The 20,609-nt window shown below is 53.8% G+C and carries 18 protein-coding genes and 1 pseudogene; 14 read left to right on the forward strand and 5 right to left on the reverse strand.

Features of this window, described 5'->3' with window-relative positions; translation table 11 throughout:
* Window position 1 precedes the first annotated feature (1 nt).
* From nusA to AO726_RS17645, 7 genes are all read left to right on the forward strand, one after another.
* Window positions 2-1,483 carry a transcription termination factor NusA gene (gene nusA / locus AO726_RS17615; protein WP_058069416.1) on the forward strand — a complete coding sequence of 494 codons (1,482 nt, stop codon included), beginning with the start codon at window positions 2-4 and terminating at the stop codon, window positions 1,481-1,483.
* 29 nt (window positions 1,484-1,512) lie between these two features.
* Window positions 1,513-4,050: a translation initiation factor IF-2 gene (gene infB, locus AO726_RS17620; RefSeq protein WP_058069417.1), complete on the forward strand. Its 2,538-nt coding sequence runs from the start codon at window positions 1,513-1,515 to the stop codon at window positions 4,048-4,050.
* Window positions 4,051-4,157: 107 nt separating this feature from the next.
* The gene (gene rbfA, locus AO726_RS17625; RefSeq protein WP_058069418.1) at window positions 4,158-4,562 is read left to right on the forward strand and encodes a 30S ribosome-binding factor RbfA; all 405 of its coding nucleotides are present in this window, start codon (window positions 4,158-4,160) and stop codon (window positions 4,560-4,562) included.
* A gap of 4 nt (window positions 4,563-4,566) precedes the next feature.
* Window positions 4,567-5,484 (forward strand): tRNA pseudouridine(55) synthase TruB, encoded by a 918-nt coding sequence (gene truB / locus AO726_RS17630; RefSeq protein WP_058069419.1) that lies wholly within the window; start codon window positions 4,567-4,569, stop codon window positions 5,482-5,484.
* A 150-nt stretch (window positions 5,485-5,634) separates the two neighbouring features.
* Complete coding sequence (rpsO, locus tag AO726_RS17635; protein WP_021700421.1) at window positions 5,635-5,904, forward strand: 30S ribosomal protein S15; 270 nt, start codon at window positions 5,635-5,637, stop codon at window positions 5,902-5,904.
* Between the two features lie 209 nt (window positions 5,905-6,113).
* Complete coding sequence (pnp, locus tag AO726_RS17640) at window positions 6,114-8,219, forward strand: polyribonucleotide nucleotidyltransferase (RefSeq protein ID WP_058069420.1); 2,106 nt, start codon at window positions 6,114-6,116, stop codon at window positions 8,217-8,219.
* A gap of 281 nt (window positions 8,220-8,500) precedes the next feature.
* A complete protein-coding gene (locus AO726_RS17645; protein WP_082629181.1) occupies window positions 8,501-8,869 on the forward strand; it encodes a BON domain-containing protein in 369 nt (122 codons plus the stop codon).
* 366 nt (window positions 8,870-9,235) lie between these two features.
* Here AO726_RS17645 and AO726_RS17650 read toward each other — a convergent pair whose 3' ends face one another.
* From AO726_RS17650 to AO726_RS17660, 3 genes are all read right to left on the reverse strand, one after another.
* Window positions 9,236-9,508: a TfoX/Sxy family protein gene (locus tag AO726_RS17650; protein WP_058069421.1), complete on the reverse strand. Its 273-nt coding sequence runs from the start codon at window positions 9,506-9,508 to the stop codon at window positions 9,236-9,238.
* A 133-nt stretch (window positions 9,509-9,641) separates the two neighbouring features.
* Complete coding sequence (locus AO726_RS17655) at window positions 9,642-10,001, reverse strand: pentapeptide repeat-containing protein (RefSeq protein ID WP_058069422.1); 360 nt, start codon at window positions 9,999-10,001, stop codon at window positions 9,642-9,644.
* Window positions 10,002-10,061: 60 nt separating this feature from the next.
* Complete coding sequence (locus AO726_RS17660; protein WP_058069423.1) at window positions 10,062-11,624, reverse strand: bifunctional aminoglycoside phosphotransferase/ATP-binding protein; 1,563 nt, start codon at window positions 11,622-11,624, stop codon at window positions 10,062-10,064.
* A gap of 117 nt (window positions 11,625-11,741) precedes the next feature.
* On the opposite strand from AO726_RS17660, the gene mrcB reads away from it, so the two are divergent.
* From mrcB to AO726_RS17675, 3 genes are read left to right on the forward strand one after another with little or no spacing between them, the layout of a single operon-like run.
* On the forward strand, window positions 11,742-14,057 hold the full coding sequence (mrcB, locus tag AO726_RS17665; protein ID WP_058069424.1) for a penicillin-binding protein 1B: 2,316 nt from the start codon (window positions 11,742-11,744) through the stop codon (window positions 14,055-14,057).
* A gap of 15 nt (window positions 14,058-14,072) precedes the next feature.
* Window positions 14,073-14,765: a tetratricopeptide repeat protein gene (locus tag AO726_RS17670; protein ID WP_082629182.1), complete on the forward strand. Its 693-nt coding sequence runs from the start codon at window positions 14,073-14,075 to the stop codon at window positions 14,763-14,765.
* Window positions 14,765-15,097, forward strand: a complete 333-nt coding sequence (locus AO726_RS17675; protein ID WP_058069425.1) for a YqcC family protein — start codon at window positions 14,765-14,767, stop codon at window positions 15,095-15,097. The genes AO726_RS17670 and AO726_RS17675 overlap by 1 nt, the downstream gene beginning before the upstream one ends.
* Before the next feature lie 14 nt (window positions 15,098-15,111).
* Here AO726_RS17675 and AO726_RS17680 read toward each other — a convergent pair whose 3' ends face one another.
* Window positions 15,112-15,555, reverse strand: a complete 444-nt coding sequence (locus AO726_RS17680) for a DUF4124 domain-containing protein (protein ID WP_058069426.1) — start codon at window positions 15,553-15,555, stop codon at window positions 15,112-15,114.
* Window positions 15,556-15,969: 414 nt separating this feature from the next.
* Here AO726_RS17680 and AO726_RS17685 point away from each other — a divergent pair, with 414 nt between their 5' ends.
* From AO726_RS17685 to pssA, 4 genes are all read left to right on the forward strand, one after another.
* The gene (locus AO726_RS17685) at window positions 15,970-17,700 is read left to right on the forward strand and encodes an acetolactate synthase 3 large subunit (RefSeq protein WP_058069441.1); all 1,731 of its coding nucleotides are present in this window, start codon (window positions 15,970-15,972) and stop codon (window positions 17,698-17,700) included.
* Window positions 17,701-17,702: 2 nt separating this feature from the next.
* The gene (ilvN, locus tag AO726_RS17690; protein ID WP_058069427.1) at window positions 17,703-18,194 is read left to right on the forward strand and encodes an acetolactate synthase small subunit; all 492 of its coding nucleotides are present in this window, start codon (window positions 17,703-17,705) and stop codon (window positions 18,192-18,194) included.
* A 44-nt stretch (window positions 18,195-18,238) separates the two neighbouring features.
* Complete coding sequence (gene ilvC, locus AO726_RS17695) at window positions 18,239-19,255, forward strand: ketol-acid reductoisomerase (protein WP_058069428.1); 1,017 nt, start codon at window positions 18,239-18,241, stop codon at window positions 19,253-19,255.
* 153 nt (window positions 19,256-19,408) lie between these two features.
* On the forward strand, window positions 19,409-20,221 hold the full coding sequence (pssA, locus tag AO726_RS17700) for a CDP-diacylglycerol--serine O-phosphatidyltransferase (RefSeq protein ID WP_058069429.1): 813 nt from the start codon (window positions 19,409-19,411) through the stop codon (window positions 20,219-20,221).
* Between the two features lie 122 nt (window positions 20,222-20,343).
* Here pssA and AO726_RS21345 read toward each other — a convergent pair.
* Window positions 20,344-20,609, reverse strand: a pseudogene (locus tag AO726_RS21345) (hypothetical protein); the annotation flags it as partial.

Below are 20,609 nucleotides of genomic sequence, written 5' to 3' on the forward strand. Positions count from 1 at the left end.
GATGAGCAAAGAAGTACTGCTGGTTGTTGAGTCGGTATCCAACGAAAAGGGTGTACCGGCAGGCGTAATTTTTGAGGCCCTTGAGCTGGCTCTGGCCACTGCTACAAAGAAGCGGTTTGAGGATGAGGTCGATCTGCGTGTGGTGATCAATCGCCACAATGGCAGTTATGAGACCTTCCGTCGCTGGACTGTAGTAGATGACAGCAATTTTGATGACCCAGCTCACCAAGTCACTGTCGATATGCCTCGCGCCATGGAAGCTCAGGCTAAAGTAGGTGATGTGCTTGAAGAGCAGATCGAGTCTATTGAGTTCGGTCGTATCGCGGCGCAAACTGCTAAGCAAGTTATTGTCCAGAAAGTCCGTGAAGCTGAACGTGCCCAGGTTGTGGATGCGTATCGCGAGCGTCTGGGTGAGATTATTTCCGGCACTGTTAAGAAAGTAACTCGCGACAGCGTGATCGTGGACCTGGGCAACAACGCCGAGGCGCTCCTTGCTCGTGAGGATATTATTTCCCGCGAGACCTTCCGGGTCGGTGTGCGCTTGCGCGCGCTGCTGAAAGAAATTCGTACTGAAAATCGTGGTCCTCAACTGATTCTTTCCCGTACTGCTCCAGAGATGCTGATTGAGTTGTTCCGCATCGAGGTACCGGAAATTGCTGAAGGCCTGATTGAAGTCATGGGGGCGTCCCGTGACCCAGGTTCGCGTGCCAAGCTGGCTGTGCGTTCCAAAGATAAGCGCATCGATCCGCAAGGTGCCTGTATTGGTATGCGTGGCTCCCGCGTGCAAGCTGTTTCCGGCGAGCTGGCGGGTGAGCGTGTAGACATTGTGCTGTGGGATGAAAACCCGGCGCAATTTGTGATCAACGCCATGTCGCCGGCTGAAGTAGCCGCGATTATTGTCGATGAAGATGCCCATGCAATGGATATCGCAGTCGCTGCTGACAACTTGGCTCAGGCCATTGGTCGTGGCGGTCAGAACGTGCGTTTGGCCAGTCAGTTGACTGGTTGGACGCTTAATGTGATGACCGAAGCGGACATTCAGGCTAAGCAACAGGCAGAGACCGGCGACATTCTTCAGCGCTTTATCGATGAGCTCGAGGTTGATGAAGAGCTGGCCCAGGTGTTGGTCGAAGAGGGCTTTACCAGTCTTGAAGAAATCGCCTACGTGCCGATGGAGGAGATGCTCAGCATCGACGGCTTTGACGAAGATATCGTCACCGAGCTTCGTGCTCGTGCGAAAGACCGTCTGCTGACCAAAGCCATCGCTAACGAGGAAAAACTGGCAGATGCCCACCCAGCCGACGACTTGCTCGCCCTCGAGGGGATGGATAAGGCACTAGCGCATGAGTTGGCAGTGCGCGGCGTAATCAACCGCGAAGACCTGGCCGAGCAATCTATTGATGATCTGCTCGACATCGAAGGTATCGACGAAGAGCGAGCTGGCAAGTTGATCATGGCCGCTCGAGCCCATTGGTTCGAGTAAGAGCTGTAGCGGCCTGAGGAGAGGAATGCATGACGCAAGTCACGGTTAAAGAACTGGCCCAAGTGGTCAATACTCCGGTTGAGCGTCTGTTGCAGCAAATGAGTGAGGCGGGTTTGCCGCACACCAAAGCTGATCAGACGGTCACCGATAGTGAGAAGCAGGCCTTGTTGGCCCATCTCAAAAGCAGTCATGGTGATAAGGTGGAAGAGCCGCGCAAGATTACCCTGCAGCGCAAAACTACCAGCACACTTCGTGTTGCGGGTAGTAAGACAATCAGCGTTGAAGTGCGTAAGAAGAAAACCTTCGTCAAGCGCAGTGCTGAAGAGCTGGAGGCAGAAAAGCAGCGTGAACTGGCTGAGCAGCGTGCAGCCGCAGAAGCTGCAGAGGCTGAACGTGCACGCATTAAAGCTGAAGAAGATGCCAAGCGTCGTGAGGCAGAAGAGGCTGCCCGCGCTACAGCAAAACCAGCTGAGTCGGCAGTAGAAGAGGCACCTGTAGCTGAAGTAGCGGCTCCGGCCCCTGCTCCGGCGGTTGAAGACGAAATCCAGGAAGTCGCAGCCCCGGTTGTTGAAGAGCGCAAGAAAGATGACTCGCGCCGTGCCGAGAAAGGTCGTAACGATGATTCCGACCGCCGTGGAGGGGAGCGTAAAGCTGCTCAGCACCGCCCCTCGGTTAAAGAGAAAGCTCCGGCCCCGCGTGTTGCTCCGCGCACTATCGACGAAGAAAGCGATGGTTTCCGTCGCGGTGGTCGTGGTGGCAAAGCTAAGCTCAAGAAACGTAATCAGCATGGTTTCCAGAACCCGACAGGGCCGATTGTCCGTGATGTAGCGATTGGCGAAACCATCACTGTGGGCGAGCTGGCGCAGCAGATGTCCGTTAAGGCTGCTGAAGTCATCAAGTTCATGTTCAAGCTGGGTACGCCGGTAACTATCAACCAGGTTCTGGATCAGGAAACTGCTCAGTTGGTTGCTGAAGAGCTGGGCCACAAGGTCAAGCTGGTTAGCGATAACGTGCTCGAAGAGCAACTGGCTGAGTCCCTCAAGATTGAGGGTGAGTCGATTGCCCGTGCGCCGGTTGTTACCGTTATGGGTCACGTTGACCACGGTAAGACCTCGCTGCTCGACTATATCCGTCGTGCTAAGGTGGCATCCGGTGAAGCAGGTGGTATCACTCAGCACATTGGTGCCTACCACGTTGAAACCGATCGCGGCATGATCACCTTCCTTGATACACCGGGTCACGCCGCGTTTACCGCAATGCGTGCTCGTGGTGCCAAGGCAACTGATATCGTGATTCTGGTTGTCGCAGCTGACGACGGCGTGATGCCGCAAACTCAGGAAGCCGTTCAGCACGCGAAAGCGGCTGGCGTGCCGATCGTGGTTGCGATCAACAAGATCGACAAGCCTGAAGCGAATCCAGACAACATTAAAAATGGCCTGGCCGCTCTTGATGTGATCCCAGAAGAGTGGGGTGGTGATGCGCCATACATCCCAGTTTCTGCTAAGCAGGGCACTGGTATTGATGAGTTGCTGGAAGCTGTTCTGCTGCAGGCTGAGATTCTGGAGCTGAAGGCAATGCCTTCAATCCCAGGCCGTGGTGTGGTGGTTGAGTCCCGTCTCGATAAGGGGCGTGGTCCAGTTGCTACTGTTCTGGTACAGGACGGTACTTTGCGTCAGGGCGATATGGTGCTGGTTGGTTCCAACTATGGCCGTATCCGCGCGATGCTGGATGAGAACGGTAAGGCCATCAAAGAAGCAGGCCCGTCGATTCCGGTCGAAATCCTGGGGCTGGATGGAACTCCGGATGCCGGTGACGATATGACCGTGGTTGCTGACGAGAAGAAGGCGCGTGAAATCGCTCTGTTCCGTCAAGGTAAGTTCCGCGAGGTCAAACTGGCGCGTGCTCAGGCTGGCAAACTCGAGAATATCTTCGAGACCATGGGTCAAGAAGAGAAGAAAACCCTCAATATCGTCCTCAAGTCTGACGTTCGAGGTTCTCTCGAGGCTCTTCAAGGCTCGCTCAGCACTCTGGGTAACGACGAAGTGCAAGTGCGCGTAGTCGCTGGCGGTGTCGGTGGTATCACCGAGTCTGATGCCAACCTGGCGCTGGCTTCGAATGCTGTTCTGTTCGGCTTTAATGTTCGTGCCGATGCCGGTGCGCGTAAGATCGTTGAACAGGAAGGTCTGGATATGCGTTACTACAACGTGATCTACGACATCATCGAGGACGTTAAGAAAGCACTCACCGGTATGCTGGGTAGCGATGTTCGCGAGAACATCCTGGGTGTTGCTGAGGTCCGTGATGTATTCCGTTCGCCGAAGTTTGGTGCGATCGCTGGTTGTATGGTCATCGAGGGTACTGTGTACCGTAACCGCCCTATCCGCGTGCTGCGTGAAGACGTGGTGATCTTCGAAGGCGAGCTTGAGTCGCTGCGCCGCTTCAAAGACGATGCTGCTGAAGTCCGTAATGGTATGGAGTGCGGTATCGGCGTGAAGAGCTACAACGACGTCAAAGTCGGCGACAAGATCGAAGTCTTCGAGAAAGTCCAGGTGGCTCGCAGTCTGTAAGCTGTTGCCGCTTTATGCAGCGCCCGGTCCCGCTTTGCGAGGCCGGGCGTTTGCCGCTTATAAGTCCGTAGCATTTATATGCTGCGTGATGAATGAAGGTAATCGAAATGGCCAAAGAATTTAGCCGTGCCCAACGCATCGGCGACCAGATTCAGCGCGAACTCGCGCAGTTGATCCGCATGGAAATCAAAGACCCGCGCTTGGGCGGTCTGGTCACGGTCACGGCAGTTGATGTCAGTCGTGACGGCAGTCATGCCAAGGTCTACGTCACAGTGATGGGCGGGGGTGTCGAAGAGAACCCGGATGCGCTGGTTCAGAGTATGAAGGTTCTCAACGATGCCAGTGGTTTTCTGCGTATGCAGCTCGGGCGCGTGATGAAGCTGCGTAGCGTGCCTCATCTGCGTTTTCACTATGATGAAAGTGTGGTGCGTGGTGCACAGCTGTCTGCGTTGATTGAGCGAGCTGTTAGCGAAGATCGTCAGCACGCTGATAGTACTGAGTCCAAGGAGTAAGCGGGTGGCTCAGGTTAAGCGTATTCGTCGTGCTGTTGATGGCATTATTTTGTTGGATAAGCCGCGTGGCTTCAGTTCCAATGCGGCTTTGCAGAAAGTGCGTTGGTTGCTCAATGCTGAAAAAGCTGGGCATACCGGTAGCCTTGATCCTTTGGCAACTGGCGTGTTGCCGCTGTGCTTTGGTGAGGCCACTAAGTTCTCCCAGTATTTGCTGGATGCGGACAAAGGCTACGAGACATTGATGCAGCTTGGCGTAACCACCAATACGGCTGATGCAGAAGGTGAAGTCCTCGAGCGTCGCGAAGTTACCGTTGGTCGTGCTGATATTGAGGCTCTGCTGCCTGAGTTTCGCGGTGAAATCAGTCAGATACCACCCATGTATTCTGCACTCAAGCGCGACGGACAGCCTCTTTATAAGCTCGCCCGAGCAGGAGAGGTAGTGGAGCGGGAGCCGCGTTCTGTTACTATTAGCCGCTTGGAGCTGTTGAGCGTTGAAGGCGAGCAGGCGCGTTTGTCTGTTGAGTGCAGTAAAGGCACGTATATCCGCACGCTGGTTGAAGACTTAGGTCGCGAGCTGGGCTGCGGTGCGCACGTAGCTGAACTGCGTCGTACAAAAGCCGGTCCGTTTGATTTGCAGCGCACGGTAACGCTTGAGGAACTTGAGCGCGTACACGCTGAGGGTGGTAATGAAGCTGTTGATCAGTTCCTTCTACCTGTGGACAGCGGCCTGCAAGATTGGCCCCTGCTGCAATTCAGTGAGCACAGCTCTTTTTACTGGTTGCAAGGTCAGCCGGTACGCGCATCGGATGCTCCCAAGTTCGGGATGGTCCGTGTGCAAGATCACACTGGTCGTTTCATCGGTATTGGTGAAGTGACTGATGACGGGCGTGTTGCGCCGCGTCGTCTTATTCGGTCTGTATGACCGTTGCGCAGGTCTGGGGTTTAGGCTCCTGCCTGCGGGAATCGAGGGTGGCTGTTAATAGGCGCGGTCATCACTCATTTTTAAACACGGGAAGTTATTCCCGGCCTATTGCGACTGCTTTTGCAGTTGCTTAACTGAGAGGATTGCCCCATGGCACTCAGCGTTGAAGAAAAAGCCCAGATCGTTAACGACTACAAACAAGCTGAAGGCGACACTGGTAGCCCAGAAGTGCAAGTTGCTCTGTTGACTGCAAACATCAACAAACTGCAAGACCACTTCAAAGCCAACGGTAAAGACCACCACTCCCGTCGTGGCCTGATCCGCATGGTAAACCAGCGTCGTAAGCTGCTGGACTACCTCAAAGGTAAGGACACCAGCCGTTACAGCGCCCTGATTGGTCGCCTGGGTCTGCGTCGCTAAGCAATGCTTATGCGTAGCTGACTGCCGAAGCTGGAAGTGGGGCTCATCCCTCGCTTCCAGCTTTTGCTTTTTTAAATTTGCTGTTTTGGACGACCGCGGGTCCGATTCCCGTCATCGCCCACGAATTCTGTAAGACCTGTGCCGGATATTGACGCGGCGCAGTGAGTAAGAGCCGTTTTCCCCAAGGGCAACAAAGAGAAGGAAAAACCGTGAACCCGGTAATTAAGAAGTTCCAATTCGGTCAGTCGACCGTAACCCTCGAAACTGGCCGCATCGCTCGCCAGGCATCCGGTGCTGTGCTGGTTTCTGTTGATGATGATGTAACCGTGCTGGTTACAGTGACAGGGGCAAAGTCTGCTGACCCAGGCAAAGACTTTTTCCCGCTGTCTGTTCACTATCAGGAAAAAACATACGCTGCCGGTAAGATCCCTGGCGGTTTCTTCAAGCGCGAAGCGCGTCCTTCTGAGAAGGAAACCCTGACATCGCGTCTGATCGACCGTCCGATCCGCCCGTTGTTCCCGGAAGGTTTCTATAACGAAGTGCAGGTGATCTGTACCGTAGTTTCCACCAGCAAGAAGACTGATCCGGACATCGCTGCGATGATCGGTACATCAGCTGCACTGGCCGTTTCGGGTATCCCGTTCAACGGTCCGATTGGTGCTGCCCGCGTAGCGTTCCACCCAGAAACGGGCTACCTGCTTAACCCGACCTATGAGCAGTTGAAGGCGTCCAGCCTGGACATGGTGGTTGCAGGTACTAAAGACGCCGTCCTGATGGTTGAGTCTGAGGCTCAAGAGTTGACCGAAGACCAGATGCTGGGCGCTGTATTGTTCGCCCACGATGAGTTCCAGGTTGTGATTGATGCTGTTAAAGAGCTGGCAGCCGAAGCTGGCAAGCCGACTTGGGATTGGCAGCCAGCTGCAGCAAACACTGCGCTGTTGGATGCGATTCGTGCTGAGTTCGGTGACGCCATCTCCCAGGCTTACACCATCACCGTCAAGCAGGAGCGTTATGCGCGCCTGGGTGAGCTGCGCGAAGCTGCTGTAGCCAAGCTGTCGGGTGAAGAAGGTCAGCCGTCTGCTGGTGATGTTAAAGACGCTTTCGGTGAGATCGAATACCGCACCGTTCGCGAGAACATCGTTAACGGCAAGCCGCGTATTGATGGCCGCGACACCCGCACTGTGCGTCCGCTGAACATTGAGGTCGGCGTCCTCGAGAAGACTCACGGTTCTGCGCTGTTCACCCGTGGTGAAACACAGGCGCTGGTGGTTGCAACACTGGGTACTGCCCGTGACGCACAGCTGCTGGATACACTGGAAGGCGAGAAGAAAGACGCTTTCATGCTGCACTACAACTTCCCTCCGTACTCGGTTGGTGAGTGCGGCCGTATGGGGGCAACTGGTCGTCGTGAAATCGGTCACGGCCGTCTGGCTCGTCGTGGTGTTGCTGCCATGCTGCCAAGTGCTGACGAGTTCCCGTACACAGTTCGTGTGGTGTCTGAAATTACTGAGTCCAATGGCTCCTCCTCCATGGCTTCTGTATGTGGTGCTTCTCTGGCGCTGATGGATGCAGGTGTGCCAATGAAGGCGCCGGTTGCCGGTATCGCCATGGGGCTGGTCAAGGAAGGCGAAAAGTTCGCTGTTCTGACCGACATCCTGGGTGACGAAGACCACCTGGGCGACATGGACTTCAAGGTGGCGGGTACCGCGAAAGGCGTAACTGCGCTGCAAATGGACATCAAAATCCAGGGTATTACCGAAGAGATCATGGAGATCGCGCTGGGCCAGGCCCTGGAAGCGCGTCTGAATATCCTTGGCCAGATGAACCAGGTGATTGCCCAGTCCCGCAGCGAGCTGTCGGCTAACGCTCCGACCATGCTGGCAATGAAGATCGATCAGGACAAGATTCGTGATGTGATCGGTAAAGGCGGTGCCACTATCCGCGCAATCTGCGAAGAGACTAAGGCATCGATCGACATCGAAGACGACGGTTCGATCAAGATCTTCGGTGAAACCAAAGAAGCTGCTGAGGCTGCTCGTCAGCGCGTTCTGGGCATTACTGCTGAGGCTGAGGTTGGCAAGATCTATCTGGGCAAAGTAGAGCGTATCGTTGACTTCGGCGCATTCGTTAACATCCTGCCAGGTAAAGATGGCTTGGTGCACATCTCCATGCTGAGTGATGCGCGTGTTGAAAAAGTTACGGATGTACTGAAAGAAGGCCAAGAAGTCGAAGTATTGGTTCTGGACGTCGACAACCGTGGTCGTATCAAGCTGTCCATTAAGGATGTTGCTGCTGCGAAGGCCTCAGGCGTCTGATAGACGTTCTAGCCGAGTATGAAAAGAGGGCCTTTGGGCCCTCTTTTTTTGCCTGCTGCTTTGTCGATCCGCCATGAGGGCTGAAACTGATCGTGCATTCTGCCTGAAGACCGTTCTGATATTTGCAGACTGCAAGGGCTATGATGATTTGACTGAAGTCTAAGTTATTGATATCCAAGATATATTTTTATTTTATAAGTTGGCACATGGTTTGCGAATCTCATTAAACGCTACCCGCAGAAACTGGGTGGTTGATCTCACATTCGCAGGAGGCTTAAACCATGAAAATGACAACCAAGAAAAATCTTCCCTTGGTATTGGGTGCCAGCGTGCTCAGTGTGGTCTTGACGGGGCCAGCGCTGGCAGAAGGTACTCCAGCTGTACAGCCGATGATGGTTGCGGCTGAGACGACCCTGAATAAAGCCGAAGATGTGGTGACTGATACTTGGATCACCAGCAAGGTCAAATCTACCTTTCTGGCTGACAGCAATCTCAGTGGTATCGATATCAAGGTCGAAACCAACAAGGGCGTGGTTTCTCTGTCAGGTGTAGTGGCTACGTCCGCTGAGCGCGATTTGGCGATTGCCAAAGCCAAAGAAATTAAGGGTGTAACAGCAGTCTCGGCTGATGCACTGAAAACTGCTGATTGAGCATTCTCTTAGCCCCGTAGGGGTTTCAATGTTGCGCATGATAAATAAGGCACTCAACGGGACGCTGTTGGGTGCCTTGTACGTTGTGATTTCACTCGGATTTCTACAGGCAAAAAAAGACCCGGCAAGTGCCGGGTCAAAAACCGTGATTAGCCTGATGAGGAGATAACCTGAAGAGTCCGACTGGAGGTCTCTTGAGCTTATCGGCTGATCTCGCGACCAGTTGAGCTAATAGTAACAATTCTCATTTGCATGTCAATAACGGTCTTCAGTAATTTCTCTCAGTGGCGATGAGTGGTAGTAATTGCGAGGCCAGCGGGCTTTAAGCCAGGCTGCGAGCAGCACCCAGCTGCTGTCACTAATATCTCAAGCTTGGCTTCGTGCTTTGAGTTTGGCCAGTTGCTTGTCGAGTTCGGCTTTTTGGTTGGGGGAAAGCTCACTCCAGTGCATGTCTTTAAGTGCACCTTCGATGGCGTAAAGCAGGACTTTAGAGGCTCTGAACCCTCGTGAGCGAACTGCGTGGTAAGCGTTAACAGCACCTAGTCTGCGTAAGTCATTCGCACTGTGAATGCCTGAGGCGTGCAGCCAGAGCGCTGACGTTTTGCCTAGATTCTTCAACTCCAGTAATTCATCACTCATTAGGACTTCTCAACAACGCACGTTTTTCGTTTATTTATTGGATGGTTCGCATTGTAAACGATAGTACCAAATGTGCGACATTAAACTGGCGTTTTATGTGCTTAGGATCAATTTAGTTTGTATTTTGTCATATTTATGACGTGGCGCTGTTGGTGGCGCTGCAGCGCAGGCGTGTACCAAAGTTAACTGACATCAGGATTTCATCTGCGCTTAGGGATGACGGAAAGTAAGTGCCGGATATCTGCGCGTGGGCGAGACTGGCGCCTTCTAGGTTGCAGGTGCGTAAATCGAGACCACGCAAATCGCAGCCTCTGAAGTAGGCATTGGAGAAGTTGATGTGGCTGGCATCTAGCAGGCGTAGATCGAGACCACGAAAGTCCCCATCAGTGAGGTCAACTGGCTGGTCTGTCGGGCGTGATGCATTAAAGCCTTGAATGTCTTCGTTATGTAGCAGGGTGTATAGAGGGGTGTCGAGCTGGCGAGGAATGCTCATGGGAAATCTCCGCATGGAGTTTCCCATGAGTATAGATGGTGGTGCGGTGCCTGCCCGAGCTTAGAGGCCAGGCAGGCGTTGACGGATTTGCCCCACAAGCCCGTCCAGACTGCTGCTGATATGGGTATCTACCTGGCGCACATGGGGGCGCTCGGATTCGCTCAGGGGTTCTCTGCTAGCTTTTTGTGCTTGGATCACCTCAAGGGTTGCATCTGAAGGATCTATGGCTTCAGTTTGACGCTGCTTCAACCATTCGCTAATGACCTCATCGGGCGCTTGGCACTCAATGATCAGGAACGGCGCACCAGAGGCTTCGGCTACGCGACAGGCATCTTGGCGCTGTGAGTGTTTCAGGTAAGTGGCATCGATAACCACGGGAAAGCCGGCTTGCAATGCTGTCTGAGCCAGGGTGTGAAGGTGTGCATAGGTCGCCTGAGTGGCTTCAGTACTGTAGATACCTGTACCGAGCTGGCCCGTTTCGGATGACGGCTGTTGGCCCAGCAGACGCTTGCGCTCAACGTCGGAGCGCAAGCGCACGGCCCCCAAACCTTCTACCAGACGCATGGCTACCTGGCTTTTGCCAACCGCAGAAACGCCATGGGTAATGGCCAGGAAACGAGAAGGAATTGCGCTATAGCTTTCTGCGAGGTTGGCGTAATTGCGGTACTGGCGCAGCGTGACCGCTTTCTGCACCGCGTCGGTCTGATGTGCAAGGCTGAACAGCGCAACTTTGGCGCGGACCAGTGCACGGTACGCTTTGTAGAAATTGAGCAGATTGAGGGCTGCGTAGTCCCCTGTGTGCTCCAGCCAGTTATTGATGAAGCGTCTGGAGTGAGCTTTCAAGCCACGATCTTCGAGGTCCATCGCCAGGAAAGCAGCATCCAGGGCGATGTCGATCATACGGAACGGCTCGTTGAACTCGATGCAGTCAAAGAGCACGATTTGGTCGTTGTGCAAGGTGGCGTTGCCCAAATGAATGTCGCCGTGGCACTCACGGATGGAACCATCGGTCGTGCGGGTCTGCAGCAGTGGCAGCAGTCGTTCATAGCTTGCTTCTGTCCAGCTCTGCAATGCCTCGAGTTGGCGCAGATCGGCGGCGTCAGTGAGCATCGGACGGATTTGTTCAAAGTTTTGTCGCATGGGTGCCATGATCGCTTCAGGGCTGCACAGGGGATGATCCTGTGCGACTGCTGGGGTGCTGCCGTGGAAGCTGGCAATTTGTACGGCAAGGTCATCAATGTGTCGCTCAGTCAGCTCGCCCCTGGCTTGTACTTGGCTGAGTAACTGGCTTTGCGGGAACTGGCGCATCTTAAGCAGGTACTCAAGTGGTTCACCGTCACCACAAATAACTGGAGTTTCAACGCTGCCAGTTACTGGCAGCACATCAAGGTAAAGGTCTTGTGTCAGGCGCTGGTTTAGGCGCAACTCCTCTTCACAGAAATGCTTGCGCGCTTGCAGTGTTGTGAAATCGAGAAAGCCGAAGTTGACGGGCTTTTTGACCTTGTAGACAAACGGACCAGTGAGAATGACCCAGGAAATGTGGGTTTCGATAACTTGAAACTCTTCAACCGGATGCGGATAAAGAGCTGGGTTTTGCAATGAGCTGATCAGTGCCTGACTCACGGTCGATCCCTGCCAATAGCTGATAGTAGAGCGAGGCATTATGGCCATTCGACGCCTGTCTGCAAACATTCGCCCATGTCTGCTGGACTACCACTAAAGTGCGTATAATGCCGCGCCATGACTCGTACCCGATCTTCTCGTCCCAAAACTAAGCGCCGCTCAGGTGGCAAACGCCCATGGCTAGGCTGGCTTTTTAAGCTTGGACTTGTCGGTTTGGTGGTGTTTGCCGTGTTCGCGGTTTACCTCGATGCCGTTGTGCAGGAAAAATTTTCCGGCAAGCGCTGGACCGTTCCAGCCAAGGTTTATGCACGTCCACTGGAATTGTTTGTGGGCGAGAAACTAGCCAAAGACGACTTTCTTAAGGAACTGGATGCGCTGGGCTATCGCCGCGAGAGCAGTGTGTCCGGGCCCGGTGGTGTTTCAGTTGCAGGTAACGCGATCGAGTTGCATTCACGCGGTTTCCAGTTTTTTGACGGTATGGAGCCTTCGCAGCGTGTACGTGTGCGCTTCTCTGGCGATTACATTGCCGGGCTGACCAGGGGCAATGGCGAAAATCTGGCAGTAGCTCGGCTTGAGCCAATGCTGATCGGTGGCTTGTACCCTGCGCACCAGGAAGACCGGCTGCTGATTAAGTTGGATCAAGTTCCGCCGTATCTGATCGAGACCTTGGTTGCGGTTGAGGATCGTGAGTTCTTCAATCACTTTGGTGTATCGCCTAAAGGCATCGCCCGCGCCATGTGGATCAACGCCACGGCCGGACAGCTGCGCCAAGGGGGAAGTACGCTGACTCAGCAGTTGGTGAAAAACTTCTATCTGACCAATGAGCGCAGCCTGAGCCGCAAGGCTACAGAGGCGATGATGGCGGTGCTGCTGGAACTCCATTACGACAAGCGGGAGATTCTTGAGGCCTACCTCAATGAGGTCTTCCTGGGGCAGGATGGCCAGCGCGCCGTACATGGCTTTGGTCTGGCCAGTCAGTACTTTTTCAGCCAGCCACTTGCTGAGCTAGAACTGGATCAGGTCGCGTTGCTAGTTGGCATGGTGAAGGGGCCGACTTACTACAATCCACGACGTAATCCTGAGCGCGCGCTTGAACGGCGTAATCTGGTGCTGGATTTGTTGGCTGAGCAGGGCGTTGTGACGGCTCAGGAAGTCGCAGCTGCAAAGCAGAAACCGCTGGGTATTACACCGCGTGGCAGTCTTGCAGACAGTTCTTTCCCGGCCTTTCTTGATCTGGTTAAGCGTCAGTTGCGCGAGGATTATAAAGAGCAGGATTTGACCGAAGAGGGCCTGCGCATTTTCACCAGCTTTGATCCCATCATGCAGCTCAAAGCTGAGGCTGCGCTAGCTGAGACACTGAAACGTCTGGCTGGGCGTAAAGGTGTGGAGCATGTTGAAGCCGGTATGGTTGTGACCAGCCCGGAGAGTGGAGAAATACAGGCCGTTATCGGTAGCCGTCAACCGCGTTTCGCCGGGTTTAACCGGGCGTTGGATGCCGTGCGGCCAATTGGCTCTCTGATCAAACCGGCTATTTATTTGACGGCGCTGGAAAGGCCAAGTCGCTATACATTGACCAGCGTTGTCGAAGATAAGCCGTTCTCTATCAAGTCTGGCGGGCAAGTCTGGACGCCGCAAAACTATGATCGCAAAGCGCACGGCTCAATCTTCCTTTACCAGGGGCTGGTGAACTCCTACAACTTGTCCACAGCCAAGCTGGGGATGGAGCTGGGGGTGCCTGAGGTACTCAAAACCCTCGATCGCTTAGGTGCGCAACATGATTGGCCGGCCTATCCGTCGATGCTGCTAGGGGCGGGAGGTATGAGCCCAATTGGTGTCGCCGGCATGTATCAGACGCTCGCTAACGGTGGTTTTAACACGCCTTTGCGGGCCATTCGCAGCGTGCTGACTGCCAATGGTGAGCCGTTAAAGCGCTATCCGTTCCAGATCCAGCAGCGCTTTGACAGTGGTGCCATTTACCTCTTGCAAAATGCTATGCGCAAAACCATGTCTGAAGGTACGGGGCGTTCGGTTTACAACCAACTGCCTCGTTCTGTTGCGTTGGCGGGTAAAACCGGTACCAGTAACGATTCGCGTGACAGTTGGTTTGCCGGCTTTAGCCAGGATGTGCTTGCTGTCGTCTGGCTTGGGCGTGACGATAATGGCCCGACGCCATTGACCGGGGCGACTGGTGCCTTGCAGGTGTGGTCTGACTTCATGCGCAGAGCTGATCCACTACCGCTGGATATGCCGGTGCCGGATAATGTAGTGATGGCCTGGGTTGACTCAAGAACTGGGGAGGGCACGGATCAGAACTGTCCGGGCGCGATTCAGATGCCATACATACGTGGAAGCCAGCCTGCTGCAGGTCCGGGGTGTGGGATTCAGGCCCCGGTTAACGAGGTAATGGACTGGGTACGTGGCTGGTTGGATTAAAAGAGAGGATGAGCTGTGAGTAAATGGTTGGTTCCAGTAGCGGTAGCCTCGTTGGTTTTGGCGGGCTGTAGCAGTGTCCCTCCGGGATCGATCCCTGTTGTGGATAATAGTTCGTCCGCTTCTCAGCGTTCAGCATCGACCGGTTATTCGGCGCCGCAGGCACAGTCACAGGCTCAAGCGATTCCAGAAGATTCTGGCGTCGTGGTGATGGTGCCAGCAGGCAGTGGAGCTGCCCCTATACAGACTGCGCCGATCACAACTTCCAGTGGGCCTTTGAGTGTGCCAGAGGCGAGTCAGCCATGGTCGGCTACGGCGCCTTCCACCAGCTACAGCGCGCCTGCGCCAACGGGGGTGCCTAGTGGTGCGCTGGCAGTGGACGAACAGCTCGACGGTCCAGTGCTGGCCCTGTTGACCACCGCTCAGCAATTACAAGGCAGTGGTGATCTCGAAGGGGCTGCATCCAGTCTTGAGCGTGCTCAGCGCATCGCGCCCCGTGAGCCACAAGTTCTGTATCGATTGGCTGAAGTGCGACTGGCTCAAGGGGATGCGGCCCAAGCTGAGCAATTTGCGCGCCGCGGCCTGAGCTATGCAGGCGGGCGTCCGGCGCTGCAGGCGAGTTTGTGGAATCTGATTGCCCAGGCGCGTGAGCTTCAAGGTGATGCTGCAGGCGCTGCCCAGGCGCGTGAGCAGGCCAAGGTGAGCTCCTAATGACTGAGCGTGTTCAACAAATTGCCGAGCTACTACTTCTTATTGAGCGAGAGTTGCGAGTGCAAGGGTGGTGGCAGGATACTTCTCCCAGTGAGGAGGCATTATCCAGTCCCGAACCGTTCTGCGTTGATCTAATGGACTTTGATCAGTGGCTGCAGTGGATATTTCTGCCTCGAATGAAATGGATCATCGAAAACGGCATGGCCATGCCACTGGTTTCAGGCATCAAACCCATGGCTGAGCAGGTTTTCACCGAGGATATGCAACGTGCTGGCGAGTTAATTCGTCTCTTGGGCGAATTTGACCAGCTTATAACTGACAATGGCGCCTGAGGCGCCATTGTTGCTTATTTGCAGTTTTCGCTGATCGATTTGCGCAAGTCGCTGATGCGTTTTTGACGCTCGTCTTCATCAATGCGGGTCACAACGCCGTCAATCTCAATGCGAAGGCGTGGGTTGTTCTCGAGCTGGGACAGATTAACCCGCGCGTCCTGACAATATTGCTTGCGCTCAGCCTCGTTTGCGGCAACTTCAGCTTTAACCTTCTTATCAATAGCTGCTTGGTCCGCATCGACATTGCTCTCATTGGCAGCAGGAGTAGTCTGAGGTGTCGCATGAGCCTGCTTGGGCTGCGGAACCGAGACGTTGATGCTTGTGGCCTGTTGACCCTGTGGTGGTTGCGCACCGAAGTGGGTAACACCTTGCGCATCGACCCATTTATAAACCTGCGCGGCCATTACGCTAGTGCTTAAGCTCAATAGCAGACTACTGACAACAATCATGCGGCGCATGGTGATTCCTTATTGGTGAGCTGGTGCTGGCTATGGACTGCCTAACTATAACGAAAAACTATATTTCGTCATCATGTACTAAGTCACGCCACAATAATGCAGTTTTCGGCAAGGATTACTTGACTTGAGAGGGCTGAATCCGAACAATTCCAAGTTCGCTGTAGTGGAGTCCGCCGCAAGCAGGCTTTAGCTCAGTAGACATGAGGTGCTACCCGCGCCGACCTGTTACACCCGCAACGCGTTACCTCGCGCTGGGTGGGAGAACCCCGCAACACTTAAGGGGCGATCCCAATACTTGCTCAGTAGTAGCTGACGTAGTCGGCGACCACCGTCGCTCATGCTTTGCTGGCAGTAAACCTATCTTGGGCCGACTCCTTGTGTGAGCGGTTTTCTAGCGTTTTAGAGGTGAACAACGTGGAGCTTTTATCCGGCGCTGAAATGGTCGTCCGCTCGTTGCGTGACGAAGGCGTTAAGTATATCTATGGGTACCCGGGCGGTGCCCTCCTGCACATTTACGATGCTCTGTTCAAAGAGAACGATGTGACTCACATTCTGGTGCGTCACGAGCAGGCTGCTACTCATATGGCTGATGGCTATGCCCGTGCTACCGGCAAGGCCGGTGTAGTGCTGGTAACGTCCGGCCCTGGCGCGACTAACGCCATTACCGGTATCGCTACTGCCTACATGGACTCCATCCCGATGGTCATCATCTCGGGGCAGGTGAACAGCAGCATGGTCGGTACGGATGCGTTCCAGGAAACCGACATGGTTGGTATTTCCCGACCTATCGTTAAACACAGCTTCATCATCAAGCATCCTTCTGAAATTCCGGAAGTCATTAAGAAGGCTTTCTACATCGCGCAATCTGGCCGCCCGGGCCCTGTTGTGATTGACATACCGAAGGATATGGGTGATCCGACTCAGAAGTTCGAGTACGCCTATCCGAAGAAAGTAAAGCTGCGCTCATACAGCCCCGCATTGCGTGGCCATTCTGGCCAGATTCGTAAGGCAGCAGAAATGTTGTTGGCTGCCAAGCGTCCGATCATTTACTCCGGTGGCGGCGTGGTCATGGGTGGTGCGTCTGAACCGCTGACTGAAGTTGCACGCATGCTGAATGTGCCTGTGACAAATACGCTGATGGGCTTGGGTGGCTACCCGGGAACTGATCGCCAGTTTGTCGGTATGCTCGGTATGCATGGTAGCTATACCGCTAACCTGGCGATGCATCACGCGGATGTGATTTTTGCGGTGGGTGCCCGTTTTGATGATCGTGTAATCAATGGCGAGACGGCTGCAAAGTTCTGCCCAAATGCCAAGATCATTCATGTCGACATTGACCCAGCGTCTATCTCCAAAACTGTTAAGGCTGACATCCCAATCGTTGGCCCTGTTGACAGCGTGCTGACTGAGATGGTCGCGATCCTAAAAGAGATCGGTGAAACACCGAACAAGGAAGCGCAGGCAGCTTGGTGGAAGCAGATTGATGAGTGGCGTGGTGACCGTGGTTTGTTCCCTTACAACAAGGGGGATGGCAGTATTATCAAGCCGCAGACTGTGATCGAAACTCTGTGTGAAGTAACCAATGGCGATGCTTTCGTTGCATCTGACGTTGGTCAGCACCAGATGTTTGCAGCGCAGTACTACCGCTTCAACAAGCCAAATCGCTGGATTAACTCGGGTGGTTTGGGCACCATGGGATTTGGTTTCCCGGCTGCAATGGGTGTCAAATTGAACTTTCCGGATGCTGACGTAGCCTGTGTGACAGGCGAGGGCAGTATTCAGATGAACATTCAGGAATTGTCGACCTGCCTGCAGTACGATCTGCCGGTTAAGATCATCAACCTGAATAACGGTGCGCTGGGCATGGTTCGCCAATGGCAGGACATGCAATATAACAGCCGTTACTCCCACTCCTACATGGAATCGCTGCCTGACTTCGTCAAGCTGGCTGAGGCCTACGGACACGTTGGCATTCGTGTCACTGATCTGAAGGATCTGAAGCCGAAGTTGGAAGAGGCGTTCTCGCTGAAGAACCGCCTGGTCTTCCTCGATATCCAAGTAGACACCAGTGAGCACGTGTATCCGATGCAGATTCGCGGCGGTGCAATGCGTGACATGTGGTTGAGCAAGACGGAGCGTACCTGATCATGCGACACATTATTTCCCTGTTGTTGGAAAACGAACCAGGTGCACTTTCGCGCGTTGTGGGGTTGTTCTCACAGCGTAACTACAACATCGAAAGTCTTACTGTTGCGCCAACCGAAGATCCGACTCTGTCGCGTCTGACCCTGACCACCGTCGGACAGGATGAGGTTATCGAGCAGATCACCAAGAACCTCAACAAGTTGATTGAGGTTGTGAAGCTGGTTGACCTGTCTGAAAGTGCGCATGTTGAACGTGAGCTGATGCTGGTTAAAGTCAAAGCGACGGGTGCCCAGCGTGCTGAAGTCAAGCGTACAACCGACATCTTCCGTGGGCAGATTGTGGATGTGACCAGCAGCGTTTACACCATTCAGCTGACGGGTACTAGTGACAAGCTGGACAGCTTTATTCAGGCAATCGGCACAGCTTCGATTCTTGAAACTGTGCGCAGCGGCGTGACTGGTATTGCCCGTGGCGATAAAGTACTTAGCATTTAACTTATAAACGAATGGCCTAGGGGCCAGGTAAGTAGGAGTTTTCCATGAAAGTGTTTTACGACAAAGACTGTGACCTCTCGATCATCCAGGGCAAGAAAGTAGCCATCATCGGTTACGGCTCCCAAGGTCACGCTCACGCCTGCAACCTCAAAGATTCTGGCGTGGATGTCGTAGTTGGTCTGCGCGCAGGCTCCGCTTCTGTTGCCAAGGCTCAAGCCCATGGCCTGAAAGTAAGCGAAGTTAAAGAAGCTGTTGCTTCTGCTGATGTGGTAATGATCCTGACTCCCGATGAGTTCCAGGGCCGTCTGTACCGTGACGAGATCGAGCCTAACCTGAAAAAAGGCGCAACTCTGGCCTTTGCTCATGGTTTCTCGATCCACTACAACCAGGTTGTGCCGCGTGCCGATCTGGACGTAATCATGATCGCGCCGAAAGCTCCGGGTCACACAGTTCGTAGCGAATTCGTAAAAGGTGGTGGTATTCCTGATCTTATCGCTGTTTATCAGGATGCTTCCGGCAATGCTAAAAACGTAGCTCTGTCCTACGCTTCGGGTGTGGGCGGTGGTCGTACCGGCATTATCGAAACCACATTCAAGGATGAAACTGAAACTGACCTGTTCGGTGAACAGGCTGTTCTGTGCGGTGGTTGCGTAGAGCTGGTTAAAGCCGGTTTCGAAACTCTGGTTGAAGCTGGCTATGCTCCGGAAATGGCTTACTTTGAGTGCTTGCACGAGCTGAAGCTGATTGTTGACCTCATGTTCGAAGGCGGTATCGCGAACATGAACTACTCGATCTCCAACAACGCTGAGTACGGTGAATACGTAACTGGTCCAGAGGTTATCAATGACCAGTCCCGTGCTGCTATGCGCAATGCTCTGAAGCGTATCCAGAACGGTGAGTACGCCAAGATGTTCATCAGCGAAGGTGCAACTAACTATCCTTCCATGACTGCATATCGCCGTAACAATGCTGCTCACGGCATTGAAGTTGTCGGTGAGAAGCTGCGTGCGATGATGCCGTGGATTGCGGCGAACAAAATCGTCGACAAAACCAAAAACTAAGTTTTGGTGTAGTTAGAGAAAACGCGGCCTAGGCCGCGTTTTTTCATGGTGCGCCGTGGCTTCTGGTATAAATAGTAATGCTCCACCGGCACTGCAAGCGTTGAGCGCTGTCTGTGCTGCTGGAATTTCCAAATTAGTTGCAAGGTGTAGTTCATGAACGAACGTCCTGATGAGTCGCAAGCTCATACCGATGCTGACAGTCTGCTGCCTGTAGATGAGCATATAGAAGAAGGGCATGATGCCGAGGGTCGCAAGGTTCGTCATCGCGGGATCTATCTGCTGCCAAACCTCTTCACCACCGCCAACTTGTTTGCCGGGTTCTATGCAATCGTTAATGCCATGAATGGGAACTTCTATGTTGCCGCTGCTGCCGTTTTTGTCGCGATGGTACTTGATGGTGTGGATGGCCGTGTTGCGCGTCTGACCAATACACAAAGTGCTTTTGGTGCTGAGTACGACTCGTTGTCAGATATGGTCGCTTTTGGTGTGGCGCCGGCGCTTTTGGCTTTTGAGTGGGCGCTGGGAAGTTTGGGCAAGGTTGGCTGGATGGTGGCCTTCATCTATGTGGCGGGGGCTGCATTGAGGCTGGCCCGTTTCAACACTCAGATCGGCAGCACGGACAAGCGTTACTTTATTGGCTTGGCGAGCCCGGCGGCTGCAGGTGTCGTTGCGGGGACGGTTTGGGCGTTCAGTGACTTTGGTATCAAAGGCTCGAATATGGCCTTTGTCGTTGCCATATTGGTGGCGGCAGCGGGGATGCTCATGGTCAGTAATATCAAGTACAACAGCTTCAAGGACTTGGATTTGAAGGGACGGGTCCCGTTCGTTGCGATTCTGGCGGTAGTGCTGCTATTTGCTGTTGTGTTCAGTGATCCGCCGCGTATTCTTCTGATCATCTTCCTTGTGTACGCTGTCTCTGGGCCTGTTCAGTACTTGTTGCGTCTTCGTCGCCATAAGGCTGCATAAGGTCTAGTCAAACAAAGCCCTGATCTGCTCCGTTAGATCGGGGCTTTGTTTTTAGGGGGGTAAATATAAGTTGACGTACCCTTTGTTCGCCCTATAATGCGCACCTTCTTCGGCGCAGACCTCTAGATAAATTGCTTATAAATCAATAAGTTAATTTGATTTAGAGGTTGCAAATCAGCGAAAGCTGAGTAGAATGCGCCGGGCTGACAGGGTGGTGGTTTGATCCTGTTGGTGGCTTCGGTCAGGTAGATCGAAAGCGGTGAAAAAGGCAGGTTGACAGGGTTTTTAAACGCTGTAGAATTCGCCTCCCGCTGACGAGATGCTGAAAAGCTACCGAAAGCGCAAGTGGTTGAAGTTGAAAAGAAATTTTCACAAATCACTTGACAGA

This window comes from Pseudomonas sp. TTU2014-080ASC (assembly GCF_001446935.1).
Lineage (GTDB): Bacteria > Pseudomonadota > Gammaproteobacteria > Pseudomonadales > Pseudomonadaceae > Aquipseudomonas.